Genomic DNA, 14,838 nt, shown 5'->3' with positions numbered 1-14,838 from the left:
TTTTCGAGCGACTTTGGGTCGCACAAAAGTTATCTAAATTCTATCAAAATCATCTGAGAAATCAACTAAGTAGTCGCGATTTTATTTTCTTGAAAATTTTGATAATCCTTCTACAATCAATCAAAAAAGTTAGTATTGAAAAGTTAGCTAATGCTTTACCTCTTGGAATAAAATTTGAAAGTAGAAGAAAAAGGATACAGCGTTTTTTATCTTGACAAAATTTAACTATTGAAAATATCTGGTTTCCAATCATAAGTAGTTTTTTAAAAACATACTTTGAGACAGATAAACTAGTTCATGTAGCAATTGACCGTACAAACTGGGGTAAAATAAATCTATTAGTAACAACCATAATTTGGGATAAAAGAGCATTTCCAATACACTTTGAATTACTACCGAAATTAGGCAGCAGTAATATAAACGAGCAGAGAAGTCATCTATCAAAGATAATGCCAATCTTTAAAGATTATAAAATATGCATCTTGGGAGATAGAGAGTTTTGTTCTGTTAGGTTAGCAAAATGGTTATCAGAACAGTCTATTTACTTTTGTCTACGTCTTAAAAAAAATGAATTTATTGAAGTCAAAAAAGAAATTTGGACTGAGTTACAGCATTTAGGCTTAGTACCAGGAACTTCGTTATTTTTTCAAGGCGTTAAAGTTACAAAAGCTAAGGGATTTATCAGCTTCAATGTTGCCTGTAAATGGAAAAGAAAAATTTCAGGAATTGCGCCTAAAGAAGCATGGTTTCTGATTACCAATTTAAAAAATTTAGAATTGGCGATCTGCTTGCAGCAGCGCTTCGCTATCGCCTCCTATAAACGACGATTTGATATTGAAGAAATGTTTAAAGATTTTAAAACAGGCGGCTATAATTTGGAAGACACTAATGCCTGAAGGTGAACGTTTAATTTCGTTGATTTTATTGATAGCAATAGCCTATACTTGTGCGACTATTCAAGGGCAACAAATTAAACATAAAGGAATTCAAAAATATGTTGGTAGAGTCAAAGAATATAGTCGTTTACAAAGACGACATAGTAGTTTTTATGTAGGTCTATATGCTCAAACTTGGGTCAATTGTAGCCACGATTGTATTAATTTAGTGTTGGAATTAATGAGACTGAATCCTAATAAGAAGAAGTATTATTTACGAGGAATGAGGGCTATGAAGCTGATGCTATCTACTTTATAACCATTTTCGTCGCCCCTTCAGCAATAATTGTCAAATCAAATATACTTGACTCATTATATGTAGAATTACTTCTGGCTTCCAACAATCTTGCTAAATCGGCTCGATAATTCTCAACACTCTCATCCCAATTTTTAATACGTAAACCTTCTAAACTAGTTATATAAATAAAAGTATGTGGTTTTCCTCCTTGTAAAAAAGACTGAGTAGATTCTAATATTTCTTTAGCATTAACAACTTTAGCATCATAATTAAAGCGAGACTTGATGTCATTTAACCATTTATCTCGCAGCATAGCAGGGCAAACAATTAACAGACGACGCGCATCTTCTCGTGCCTGTAATTCCTTCCAAATATATATAGATTCAATTGTCTTACCAAGCCCTACCTCATCGGCAATAAGTAAACGGTTAACTGGAGAATCAAGAAGCTTTAAAACTGGCTTAAATTGATACGCATAGAAGTCGGTATTGCTTGACTCCATACTATAGAAAATATTAGTTAGATTACCCTTTACCTTCTCAAAAGTTAAAATTCGCCGTAAATCATCGGGAGTACCGAAACGCCCAGATTTTATCAAATCTTTGATTTCCTCTGGTTCTCCACACAACTCCAGTTGATCGTATGGTTTGTAAGTCTTTTCATTAGGACCGAAATTTACAAAAACTAGAAGTCTACCCGCAGATTGTCTTATTTTTCCCGTCGTTAACCCTCGCTTACCAGGATTTCTACGCAACCTAACTTGCTGGTTCCCAATCTCCGGATTCCAAGACTGTTCGCTCATATTAGTCCTCAATTTTTCGTGGTTACCAACTTTCTTTAGTCGTAATAGTTCGTTCTTCAATGCCTTTTTAACCTATATTTTTGGCATTTGCCTAGCACATCTAATTCGGCATACTGCAATCCTGCAATCGTGGCTTTAACTCCTAAAGGCTGTTCCTGTGTCTTCAGAGATATTCTTTGTTGGTGGGGCTTTGTTTTACGTGAATTTAGCTTAGGCGGGAATGTGCCTCTTAGCCATAAAGTATTTCCACGCTGGTCGATAGTTATACCAATTTTGGAAGCCCGTAATCTACCATTTGCTTGAGCAAGACGATTACTAATATCCATAAAAATTTACCCCAAAGTTTTTAAGGGACTGTTTTTTATAGATGTCACCCAATTTCAAACGGATAAATACGCAGCACTTAGCTGAGTCGTTTTCCTCAACTTTTAAATGGTAGCTAAAACTTGGACTAAATTTGTGCCTAAAATCGTGAGTTGATTCTACCCAATTTGACTTAAAATGGTACAAAGGAAGAATCCACTCCTCGAAGCTAGAAGGTGCTTGTAGAGCAGGAAACAACGGAATATTAACAAAGGCGACACCCGGATTTGAACCGGGGGATAAAGGTTTTGCAGACCTTGAAAAACTCCCATTTCATAAGGGTTTTAGCTTACGAACAATATTTTTACCCCAGTTTTACCCCAGTTCGTATCTTTTAGCCGATATTACCCTAACAACTCACCAATATGCAGTCCTTAAAGCAACGACCAATTTTTGGAAAGCTATTGTTAGAGGGGTTAACGTGAAACTATAAGTTAAAGATGAGAACAATGGAAAACCCGAATAACGCATGAACTATCGTTTAATTATCTGCATACCGGGCAACACAAGATTTGCGACAATTAGCAAATTATATATTGGTCAACGGTAATGCCCAGATAGCTGTTAAATTCTTAAATAGTGCGGAACTGACTTTTAGAAATTGCAAAAAAATCAATGGCTGCTCGCGACTTATTCCATGATGCTGTAAAACAACCACTTTTGAAAGAAGACTGGGTTATCACAGCAGACCCACTAAAGATTAAAATTGAAGGTGTCAAGCTTGAGATAGATTTAGCAGCGGAGAAAGTTTTAGCAGTTCAAAAAGAAGGAAACAAGATAGCAGTAGAAATTAAAAGCTTCCTCAAGACTTCTGTAATCACAGATTTTCATGCAGCGCTAGGTCAATTTTTGAATTATCGTCTAGCATTACAGATGAGTGAATCGGATAGAATGCTTTATTTAGCAGTTCCGATTGATACATTTGAATCATTTTTTCAGGAAAAGTTTACTCAAGAAGCAGTCAAACTTTATCAAGTAAAACTGATAATCTACGATCCTGTTGCCATAGGTAGTCGTCGAATGGAGAAATTAGACCAATATCGATTATTTGTTCGTGAATTACTAAACAATCATGCCAAGCTAGAAGAGAACAATCCTTCTAGTGAGATTGAGTGTCAACTTATTTTCGACACCGAGCATGACCATTACCAACTTCTTGATATTGGCTGGGATGGTCTTAAACGAGTTTATAACTGTTTCATCCATATAGATATCAAAGATGGTAAAGTCTGGATTCAGCGAAATATGACGGAAGCTGATTTAGCGCAAGATTTAGTAGATATGGGTATACCCAAAGAGGATATTGTTATCGGTTTGCATCCAAGTTATAAACGTCCTTATACAGGTTATGGGGTAGCTTAGTTTTTATTTTATTGAGAGGGATAAATCCCTCACTACGAACAAGCTAATTTCTGTAAAGTGAGTGGCGATCGCATAACTCCACAAACCCAAAACGCGATTGCCCTCCTCAAAACTCCACTCCCGGATTTCTCAATCAACCGCGAAGCTATATGACCTATCAAGTATTCCTTGCCTTTGTGCCATAAATTCGCACGGACCACCACAATATAAAGGGAGTACAAGCGCGTTTACCATCAATGCAAACTGGATAAAAGCAGTTGGATTTCGGAGTTAGAATTTTTTTCACTCGAATTTGATGCTCCCAGCTATCACCAAAATCATACTCGTATAAAAAACGCGCTCGGATTCGCAAGCCAAAATCGGATAATCTGACTTCTTCTGGATTATCAGAAAAGTACATTCCTCCAATTTCAGGAATACCGAACTGCTTGCCGTGAATATGGTATGGATATGGGGAGTAGTTTGTGCCGATACTTCTTGGGGATTTTCTAAACCACTACCAATATCGGAATGAACCGTAACCATTGTTGATACAGTATTAGTGTAAAAATGACTCTTACTTTTGATAGAAATACTTACCGTAATCTTCTTACAGAAGTTATTCCTGTTGCAATTGAAACAGAAGAAGAATACGATCGCGTTTTAGAAATAGTAGAGGAGTTAACTTTTAAGAAAAATCGCACTAAGTACGGAGAAAGCTCTGCATAAGTTACTTGTAATTTCAGTAGAAGCTTGGGTATGTTTAGGTCGATTTAGATAAAAAGATGGTCTAATCCTTGTGTACAATAGAAGGTAGATTACACCATCTAGACTCATAGCTTCCAAAACACCAACTGGCAGGGCTTCTAAAGGTTCTGTATCGGTAATACTTTCTAATTGTCTCTGGATTGAATAATGCCCACACTACAAATGTCAAATACTCGATTTTTACTTACTTAGCTTCCCCAATCAAGGTAAATGCAGCCCACTGACGGGGATTTGGATATTTCTGCTTCGTTGTCAGCATTGCATTTCGTAATGCTGTTGCTTTGTCTTGTTTGTCAATATCTTGTTGTAGCCAATTTTCGTAGAATCTTTCCATTAAAAATGCTGTTTCACCATCGGGTACAGCCCATAGGGAGACAACAACACTTGGTACTCCTGCACTAATAAAAGCGCGTGATAAGCCAATTACCCCGTCACCTGTAATTCTTCCTCTACCTGTATCACAAGCGCTGAGAACAACTAAATCAGCGTTTAGTTTTTGTTTAAAGTTCAAAATTTCTTCCGCAGTTAGCAAACCGTCGTCTTTACCAGAAGGAGCTAACGCGATCGCACTTCCTAAACCACGTAAGTCATCGAATAATCCGTGTGTTGCTAGGTGAATTATTTTAGCTTGGGGCATTTTGGCGACTACTTCTGTTTCGGTAGCTGCTTTACCGATGAGGGGTTTGGTGTCGAGTAGTTTGGGAGATGATATGGCTTTTGCTTCTGCTTCTGCACCTTCTAAACTTTTTAAGGACGCATCTGGCATTGTGGGATTACCGACAACTAAAGCTTTCCTTGGGTTTATTTGTTTTTTGTTTTCTTCTTTTGCTTTGCGAGTTAATTCTAATACTTGAATTGAGGGTGCGCTGAGGATGGTATGTTTTTCGATGAGATGTTTACCAGTTTCGTCGATTAGTGCGGGGAAAGGTACTAAGAATAGTTCTCCTTGCGGAACGAAAATCACACGCTGAGTTTCATCTTTGGGTAAAAATTGGGCGATGGGATCGATTAATATTTTATGGAGTTTCTTTAAGTATTCGGTGAGATTTTCTGTTTCAAGGTCATGATTAATTGTTATGAGAAATTGATCGCGTTTGCCTGGGGTATTAATAACTGGAGTTGTAGTTCTGGAGGCATTACGGTAAACTCCAAATGATTGACGAGAGTTGTTAACTAGTTCTTCTAGGTTAATATCGTCTGCTTGTAAATATTGCTTGAGGTTTACTGGTATAAATTCTATTTTTTCGTTATTGGGTTTAACTACCCAGATATAGAGTTTTGATTCTTGTTTTTGTGCTTTACTTTCGTTTGGTGATTCATCGTAGATAATTGAGTATTGGACGATGGTGGCGTTTTGAGATTTTGCGATTTGTTTTATTTGATTTATATCTGGCGGGAGAATAGGTTTTGATTCTTCTTTTGGGTTGGGTGATAGTTTTTGGCTGAGGAGTTCTACAAAGGCTCTAGCACGTCCACTTTCGCTGACTTCTAATGCTTTTTCCTGTTGGTTTTGAGCGATTAATATTTGTTGGAGTAGGCGATAAGCACGGGTTTGTTTTTCAAATATGGAGATTTTATTGGTATCGTCTAAGTTAAAGCGGAGAGTGTCAAAAATCTCAATTGCATTTCTGAGATGTTTTTCAGCTTCGGGAAGATTATTTGCTTTATATAGAGCGTTTCCAAGGTTGTAAAGAGCAGTTACTTCGGCTTCTTTATTTGCTTGTTGACGCGCTTGGGTTAAACTTTTTTGTTGGTAGTCAATTGCTTTTGGAATATCACCAAGCGTGAGGAAAATATTTCCTAAACCTGCGAGTGCTTCACTTTTGTTTATTGGTAATGCTTCTTTATAAAGTTGGGTAGCTTTATTGATATCACCTTTGACATAATAAATACTTGCCAAGTTTAATTTACTTTCTGCAATCCCTATATTATTGGCTAATTTTTCATCAATGGCTAAGGCTTGGGAGTTGTCGCTAATTGCTTCGTTAGTTTTACCTTGAGAAGTGTAAATATTACCACGTCCTCTGAAAATTTCGGCTTTTATGAGGGAGTCTTGTTCTTTTTGAATAATGGCTAATGATTTGTTGTAGTAATCAAGAGCTTGAATTGAATCTCCTAAACTATTATAAATGGTTCCCAAATTGCTAGTATTTTTTGCTTGTAATTGCCCATAATTAAATTTTTTCGCAAGGCTTATAGCTTGAGAATATTGTTTGATAGCTTCAGTATATTCGCTGAGACAATAGTAAGCTTTACCTATTTTTTCTACCATCACGATTTGGTTCTCATGGTCAGAAATATCTTGGTAGATTTTTAGAGCTTTTTGCCACGGTTGAAACGCTGTACCACAATTAGGAGCATCAAAGTTTAAATTTTTTAATCTATCCGCTCTCACTTTTAGGCTGATATATTCAGGAAATAAAGTTAGAGAGCGCAGTTCTCTACCAGAAGTATCCCATACAGAAAAAATACCGTCTATGGATAACGTATAAATAGACTGGCTATCATAGTTAAAAATTGCATTAGTAAAACCAGGTTCAGTTGTAGATACTGTTAGCTCTGTCAGCAATTTACCTGAAGTATCCCACAAGGAAACATCACATAATAATTCCTGAAATAAATCCTGATTAAAACACTTAGCTTTAGTTAAAATTAACTTACCATCTGGACTAAAAGTAGCATTCTCCCAATTTTTATCTCCTTTAATTTCTGCAAGCAATTTGCCGAAATTATTGTATACGTGTATCAATTTACCATCTGAACTAAAAGTAGCATTCTCCCAATATTCATTTTCTTCCATTGCTGTGTGCAATTTGCCTAAAGTATCCCATATGCGAACTACTCCATCACTAGAAGTTGTAATTATTAGTTTGCTATTTGGGCTAAAATTAGCATTACTAATCTTATCTGTTTTTATTTCTGCAAGTAATTTTCCAGAAATATCCCAGATACAAGCGTTTCCCTCACTAGATACAGTAAAAATTAATTTATTATCTGGGCTAATAGTAAAACTTTTAATATTACTAGTTTCATTTCTTTTGAGTTCAGCTAGCAATTTCCCCGAAATATCCCATAAGCTTACTTTTCCGTCATTGGTAATAATAAAATTACCATCAGAACTAAAACTGACATTAATTAAACTAGACTGATGTTTTTTAAGTTCTGCAACTAATTTACCAGAAGTTTCCCAAATACTGGTTGTATTATCTTCTGATACAATAATGACTAATTTTCCATCAGGGCTAAAACTAGCAGATGTTATTCTGTCTGGATGTCCTTTAAATTCTGCAATCAATTTACCAGAATTATCCCAAAGTCTAGCTGTTTTTGAATGCTCAATGCCAAAAGTAATTGGTACAGCTAAAATTAGCTTTCCATCAGGGCTAAAAATATCATTTGTCCAATCATTTGGATTTTTTGGTAGTTCAGTAATTAGTTCGCCAGAAGTATTCCATAGGCGTGATGGTGATACAATAGATGGATTAAGAATAAATTTTTGGTCTAAGCTAAAACTTATACCTTGATAAGTATTTGCTTCTAGTTTTGCAATTAACTTACCAGATGTATCCCAAATATAATTACCATCAAAAATGAGTTTTCCATCTGGACTAAAACTTTTGAAGTTTCCTTGAAATTTAAAAATTAATTTTCCATTAACATCCCACAAACCTGATTTGAAATTACCATAGGTAATAATTAATTTACTATTAGGGTTAAAACTATAGACAGTTCCATATTGCTCACCTTTGATTTTTGCAAGCAATTTGCCAGAAGTATCCCAGATACAGATTACTTGATTACTTTGAGTAGGTTTAGAAACAGGAAGAGGGAGAAGCGTGCGAGGAAAGTTTGTATACTGCGTAGTAATAATGAGCTTACTATCAGGGCTAAAGCTAGCGTTGATTTGACCTGGAAGTTGTGCTATCAATTTGCCAGAAGTATCCCAAATGCGAGTGATTTTGTCTTCCGATTCCGTAAGGATTAGCTTACTAGTAGAACTAAAGCTAGCATTGCTTTGACCTGAAAATTGTGCTATTAATTTGCCAGAAATATCCCAAATGCGAGTGATTTTGTCTTCCGATTCCGTAAGGATTAGCTTGCTGTCAGGACTAAAGCTAGCATTGTTAATTTTACCCTGAAGTTGTACTAGTAAATTGCCAGAAGTATCCCATACACGGGCTGTTTCCGGAAACGATGTAGTTAGTATTAGCTTGCTGTCAGGACTAAAGCTAGCATTTTCAAATTGTTGACTTTGAAGTTGTACTAGTAATTTGCCAGAAGTATCCCAAACAAAGACTTTTTTGTTTTCTGATATGGTTAGTATTAGTTTGCTATCATCACTAAATATAGCACGGCTTTGACCTTGAAGTTGTGCCAGTAATTTACCAGAAGTATCCCAGACAACCGCTGTATTATCTATCGATGTAGTAATAATCTGTTTTCCGTTAGGGCTAAATTCCACATTATTAATACTATCCACGTGCCCTTTTAGTTCTGCAATTAGTTTACTAGAAGTATTCCATATACAAACATCATGTGATGAACCAAATGTAGCAATCAACTTGCTATCTGGGCTAAAAGTTTCGTTTTGTATATCAAGTTCACAGAGTCCAGAAAATTTGTTGGACTTCTTCTGGTTGAACCTCTGAACTAACTCATCAATATTTACACCATCATCTTCTTCCAATACAAAAGTTTTGGGAAATTTCAGCTGATATTGTAGCTTATCGGATAAATACCACACACGGGCTGTGAAATCCTCAGATGCAGTGATAATTTTACTGCCATCAGGGCTGAAAGTGGCACTGTTAACCTTACTCTTATGCCCTTTAAGTTCTGTCAACAATTTGCCAGACATATCCCAAATACGAGCTGTTTTATCTTCGGATGCAGTAACTATTAGTTTGCCATCTGGACTAAAACTCGCACTTTGAATCTCTCCTTGATGACCTTTAAGCTCTATCAACAATTTGCCAGACATATCCCAAATACTCGCTATATCAGCAGATGCAGTAACTAACAGTTTGCTATCTGGACTAAAACTTACACTTTTAATCTCTCCGTTATGTCCCTTGATCTTTGTTAGTAATTTGCCGGAAATATCCCACACTCGTGCTTCATTCGCAGATATGGTAACTATTAGTTTGCTATCTGGACTAAAACTTGCACTTTGAATCTCTCCCAAATGCTCTTTGAATTCTGTTAAGAAGTTACCATAGATATCCCACACTCGTGCTTCATTCGCAGATGTAGTAACTATTAGTTTACCATCTGGACTAAAACTCGCACTTTGAATCTCTCCCTGATGACCTTTGAGTTTGGTCAATAATTTACCAGAAACATTCCACAGCCTTACAGTTCCACTATTAGTAAGAATCAGTTTACCGTCAGGACTAAAATTAGCATTTTCAATATGTGATTTATCTCCTTTTAGCTCTGCAATCAACTTTCCAGAACTGTCGAATACTTGCGCCACTGCTTCATCCTCAAAAAATCCTCTAAAAGCAGTTGCCGTAACAATTAGCTTACTGTCAGGGCTAAAGTTGGCATCCGTAATAATGGGAGGATTCTCTAGTTCAGTAAAAAAGTTGCTGGAAGTGTCCCATAAAATAGCTGTTGAAAGTTCTAAATTGCGGCTTTTGCTAATGGATATGGTAATAATCTTCTTACCATCAGGACTAAACTTAGCATCATTAATAGCAACATTAAAAGGTCCCTTAAGTTCACTGTATAATTTTTGATTCATACTGTACACTGATGCACTACCATCAATTGATGCTGTGACTATCCATTTTTCATCCTGGCTCCAAGTGGCACTATTAATGCTACCTTCCTGCTGTTGTACGTAAGCGATTAATCTACCGGAAGTATCCCACATACGGGATGTTCCATCTAAAGATGACGTAACTATTCGTTTACCATCAGGGCTAAAACTCGCACTCCAAACTGTATTAGTATGCCCATCAGTATGAGCTTCTAATTCGGTCTCAGAACGCTCTTTTATTTCAATCAATAATTTCCCCGACAAATCCCATACCCGTGCTGTCTTATCCTCAGAAGCTGTGACAACCTGCTGACTATCAGGGCTAAAATTCGCACTCCAAACTGTATCCGTATGCCCTTTCAACTCGGTTAAAAACTTACCCGAACTATCCCAAATGCGGGCAGTTTTATCCGCACCTGCGGTAACAATCAACTTACCATCAGGGCTAAAATTTGCACTGTAAACACTCCCCAGATGTCCCTTAATTTCCCCCAGCTGTTTACCATCCGTATCCCACAAGCGAACACCATCCACCCCCGCAGTCACTATTCGCTGACCATCGGGGCTAAAATTTGCACTGAAAAGCTTACCCTTATGCCCTTTCAGCGAAACAAGCTCTTTCCCCGAATTGTCCCACACTCGCGCCGTGCCATCAAAAGATGCAGTAACAATCAGTTGTCCATCGGGACTAAAATTTGCACTACGTACACTACCTTCATGTCCTCGTAATACTTCCAACTGCTTACCAGAAAAATCCCATATACGAGCGGTTTTATCGACACCCGCAGTCACTATAAACTTACCATTGCGACTAAAATTAGCGCTGTTAACGCTACCCTCATGTCCTTTGAGTTGCCTTTCCTCAGCATAGTAATCGATAAAATTCCCCGATACCGGAGGTTTTTCAGCAGGCTTCGCTTCAACTTCTGTATTTGGGGTTTGGGCAAATACTTGTTGAGCAGGTAGGATTGGTAAATGGGGCAAATAAGTCGAAACCATTGCCACGAGAGCGATAAATACCGTTACAATTCGTTTTCGTTTGCGATCGCGCATATTAATTAGGGTATACTGCTATTACTGCAACGAATTTTTCATAGCTTGGAGACGTTTGAGGTCTTTTAATAACACTACATAAGTCCCTGCAAATATATCACCTGCTCTTTGCTTGCGTTTTGTCATCAAAACGAGCATTCCTGCTGGAAATCCTCCCACCGAATACATTCCGAATAAAAATGGATTCGCTTCAAAAATGCGGAGTATATTTCGGATTAATACCTGAAAAATATTAGGATATTTACCATGCTTGTCAACAACAACTGTCCCCATAATTACTTTGCCCAAAGTTCTACCCCAGCACAACTCAGTAATACAAAAATAAATAAATAAAAGTCCAAACCAGAGATGAAATAAATTTTCATAAGTTGCATCATCTAGCAATAATGTGGGAATAAATAAGATAGAAATCAAGACAATAAAATCTATCCAACTACTAATCCAGCGACGACATAATATAGATGTGTTATTGTATTTTTTTACTATTTCAATTACAGAAGTAACACTAGGCTTGTCATATTCAATTTCATGTTTCATAAATTACCACATTTTGTCGAAAAAAATCAGCTTTTCTAAAATTGCAATCCATCTCATTTATATATGCGTAATGCTAATCAGCCTCACCAATCAAGGTAAAAGCAGCCCAATGAAGAGGATTGGAATATTCTTTTTGTTTCATTGTTGTTAACATGGCTTGACGTAATGCTTGGGCTTTATTAAGTGGCTTTTCTTTGTTGAGCAAGTTTTGATAAAATTCAGTCATCAAAAAAGCTGTAGAATCATCATCAACTGCCCATAGTGATACGACGACACTGGGGACACCAGCAGAAAATAAAGAGCGGGACAAACCAATTACTCCATCACCTGTAATTGTTCCCCTTCCTGTATCGCAAGCACTGAGGACAACTAAATCAGCTTTTAGTTTCATATCTAGAATTTCACCTGCGGTAAGTAAACCATCAATTGAATCATTCTTATTACCAGAAGGAGCTAATGCGATCGCACCTGGTACACCAAAGCCTTTAAAATCATGAAGTAAGCCGTGGGTAGCTAGATGAATTATGCTTGCTTGCTCCATTTTTTGCATAATTGAACTTTTAGTTGCTTTGCTACCTGTGAGTGCTTCAATATTGAAAAATTTAGCGATTTTAAGAGCTTCTTTTTGGGAACCGGGGAGAGGTTTTAAGTTTGACTCTAAATCACCAATCTTAATTTTTGGCATGGTAGGATTTCCGACTACCAATGCTGTATTTCTATCTGATGTCTCAATCTTGAGTGAATTTTCTTTTTGCTTGCGAGTTAAATCTAAAACTTGAATTGATGGTGCAGTCAGGATAGTATGTTTCTCAATTAAATATTTTTCTTCATCATCTAATAATGCAGGAAAGGGAACTAGAAAGAGGGATTCTTGAGGAATAAAAATAACTTTCTCATTCGGGTCTTTCGGTAGTAAATTAGCAATAGGTGCAATGAGGATTTTATGCAGTTGCTTTAATTCTTCAGTTGGATCTTCAGGTTGAGGATTTATTACTTTGATATCAAACATATCCTGACTTCTCACACCGATAGAGTCACGACTGTTGATAACTAAGTCTTGTAATGATGTATTGAAGGATTTTAAATCTACTTGTTTAAATGTAATTTCTCCTGTGGGTTTAACTACCCAGATATAGAGTAGTGGATAATCTAATTTCTGTTTCTCTTGAAATTGAAATGTGTTAGGAATTATTGAATATTGGACAATAGTTGCTCGCTGTTGTTGAGCTATTTGTTTAATTTGTTGAATGTTGAGTTTACTATTTTGCTTATTTTGATTCTTTTCTAATTGTTTTGAAGCTAATAACTCTACAAATGCTCTAGCACGTCCCCTTTCTGCTATCTCTAAAGCATTATTGCTTTGATTTTGAGCAACTAATGCTCGTTGTAAAAAGCGATAAGAGTGAGATTGCCTTTCAAAAATTGTAATCTTTTGGTCATCCTTTAAACTAGACCGCAAAGACTCCCAAACTTCTAATGCAGAAAATAATACTGCTTCAGCTTGAGAGTATTTCGCTAACGCAATATACGCCACTCCAGTATTACTTAGTGTAAAACCTTTCCATTCCTTAATTCCTATTTTATCGTTAATTTGTAAAGATTTTTGATAATAGTCTAAGGCTTTAGCATAGTTCCCATTATCGAGATAAATACCACCAATATTATGAAGTATTAGGCTTTCAGCTCCCTTGTTATTCAATTTTTTAGCCAGTTCTAAAGCTTGATTGTAATAATTTAATGCTTCAGTAAATTTATTTTGAAAATGATAAACAGAACCAAGATTTTGAAGCCTTATACTTTCTTCTACTGTATCACCAGTTTGTTGAGAAATTTTTAAAGAATACTTATAGGAATTTTCAGCATCAGAATATTTTCCTAAACTATTATAAGCAATACCAATAATATTAATAATTTCGCCTTCTCCCTCCTTATCACCGATTTTTTTGTAAATTTCTAAAGCTTGTCGATAAATATCTAAAGTTTTATGATACTGCCCTATTCTATTATAAATCATTCCAATATTCCTTACTGAATCAGCTTGTATTTTTTGATATTTAAATTGTTGAGATATACTTAAAGCTTTTTGATAAAACTTTAAAGCATCTGCATATTTTTCTTGCAAAGAATAAACTTCTGCTATGTTTATGAAGGTATCACCTGTCTTTTTAGTATCATTAATTTCTTGATAAATAGCTAAAGCTTGGTTATAAGTTTCTAAGGCTTTTATATACTGCTTTTGTTTTAGATAAATTCCTGCTATATTACCGATAGTAACTCCTTCTTGCTCTTTGTCGCTTGTTTTCTTAGCTATAGCTAAAGCTTGATTAAATATTGGTAAAGCTTTAGAATACTCTTCCTGTGCATAGTAAACTAATCCAATACCCCTTCTCGTTATGCCTATATACCTTTCATCGGCATTTTTTTCTGCAATAGTAAAAGCTTTTTGGTAGTATTGTAGGGCTGTATTATACTGTTTTAAATTGAGATAAACCCAACCAATATTATTAAGTATATTACCTTCTATATCCTTATAATTTATAGTTATAGCAAGACTTAAGGCTTGTTGATAATAGTTTAAAGCTTTAGGGTAATCTCTCAAATCATCGTAGGTTTTACCTATAGTCATGAGAGCAAGACTTTCTATTTTGCGATCGCCTGTTTTTCTCGCAATGGCTAAAGCTTTCTCGAATGCTGCTAAAGCTTCCTTAAATTGACTAGCTTCTAAAAAATCAGTTCCAGTTAGAAAAAAGCGTGATACTTCATCCTTGCGATCGCCTATTGTCTGTGCCATAACCGCACTGCTTACCCAAGTATTCCCAGTCATTCTTAAGGGAAAACTCTGCGACAGCAATATAGTTACAGTAAACACGCTTAAGCAGCGCAGATAAAAATTCATACACAGTCTCCCCTCGTATATGCCAGATTCAACACTTATATATATCTCCCACATTTCGGAGCTTATGTAAAAAAAATCTGACAATTACGGACTAAATTAAATTCTTATTTTCCTTTAAATTTTCTCCATTCAAATTAATTT

At 36.0% G+C, this 14,838-nt stretch carries 9 protein-coding genes and 1 pseudogene; 3 read left to right on the top strand and 7 right to left on the bottom strand.

The features are described 5' to 3' along the window. The first annotated feature begins 53 nt into the window (after positions 1-53). Positions 54-1,194: pseudogene (locus IQ247_RS10145) on the top strand (IS4 family transposase). Here IQ247_RS10145 and IQ247_RS10140 read toward each other — a convergent pair. Beyond that, the gene (locus IQ247_RS10140; RefSeq protein WP_228059632.1) at positions 1,184-1,975 is read right to left on the bottom strand and encodes an SNF2-related protein; all 792 of its coding nucleotides are present in this window, start codon (positions 1,973-1,975) and stop codon (positions 1,184-1,186) included. The pseudogene IQ247_RS10145 and the gene IQ247_RS10140 overlap by 11 nt on opposite strands. Positions 1,976-2,031: 56 nt before the next feature. After that, positions 2,032-2,301: a hypothetical protein gene (locus tag IQ247_RS10135; RefSeq protein WP_228059631.1), complete on the bottom strand. Its 270-nt coding sequence runs from the start codon at positions 2,299-2,301 to the stop codon at positions 2,032-2,034. A gap of 652 nt (positions 2,302-2,953) precedes the next feature. On the opposite strand from IQ247_RS10135, the gene IQ247_RS33755 reads away from it, so the two are divergent. After that, entirely contained in the window at positions 2,954-3,700 is a 747-nt protein-coding gene (locus IQ247_RS33755; RefSeq protein ID WP_445974523.1) for an element excision factor XisH family protein, read from the top strand. Positions 3,701-3,857: 157 nt separating this feature from the next. Here the strand turns inward: IQ247_RS33755 and IQ247_RS33580 are convergent, their stop codons facing one another. Beyond that, positions 3,858-4,100, bottom strand: a complete 243-nt coding sequence (locus IQ247_RS33580) for an IS1096 element passenger TnpR family protein (protein WP_193919490.1) — start codon at positions 4,098-4,100, stop codon at positions 3,858-3,860. After that, positions 3,983-4,225, bottom strand: coding sequence for a hypothetical protein (locus IQ247_RS10115; RefSeq protein WP_193919529.1), 243 nt, complete (start codon positions 4,223-4,225; stop codon positions 3,983-3,985). The genes IQ247_RS33580 and IQ247_RS10115 overlap by 118 nt, the downstream gene beginning before the upstream one ends. Positions 4,226-4,249: 24 nt before the next feature. Between IQ247_RS10115 and IQ247_RS10110 the strand changes: the two genes are divergently transcribed. Further along, positions 4,250-4,408: a hypothetical protein gene (locus IQ247_RS10110; RefSeq protein ID WP_228059630.1), complete on the top strand. Its 159-nt coding sequence runs from the start codon at positions 4,250-4,252 to the stop codon at positions 4,406-4,408. Positions 4,409-4,631: 223 nt separating this feature from the next. Here the strand turns inward: IQ247_RS10110 and IQ247_RS10105 are convergent, their stop codons facing one another. From IQ247_RS10105 to IQ247_RS10095, 3 genes are all read right to left on the bottom strand, one after another. After that, the gene (locus IQ247_RS10105; protein ID WP_193919489.1) at positions 4,632-11,264 is read right to left on the bottom strand and encodes a CHAT domain-containing protein; all 6,633 of its coding nucleotides are present in this window, start codon (positions 11,262-11,264) and stop codon (positions 4,632-4,634) included. Between the two features lie 21 nt (positions 11,265-11,285). Beyond that, the gene (locus IQ247_RS10100; protein WP_193919488.1) at positions 11,286-11,801 is read right to left on the bottom strand and encodes an RDD family protein; all 516 of its coding nucleotides are present in this window, start codon (positions 11,799-11,801) and stop codon (positions 11,286-11,288) included. Between the two features lie 73 nt (positions 11,802-11,874). Beyond that, positions 11,875-14,697 carry a CHAT domain-containing protein gene (locus tag IQ247_RS10095; protein WP_228059629.1) on the bottom strand — a complete coding sequence of 941 codons (2,823 nt, stop codon included), beginning with the start codon at positions 14,695-14,697 and terminating at the stop codon, positions 11,875-11,877. Positions 14,698-14,838: the final 141 nt, after the last annotated feature.

The organism is Plectonema cf. radiosum LEGE 06105, from assembly GCF_015207665.1.
GTDB lineage: Bacteria > Cyanobacteriota > Cyanobacteriia > Cyanobacteriales > Nostocaceae > Rivularia > Rivularia radiosa_A.
The sequence above is the reverse complement of the archived record's forward strand: the minus strand, read 5'-3'. Positions and strand labels throughout refer to the sequence as shown.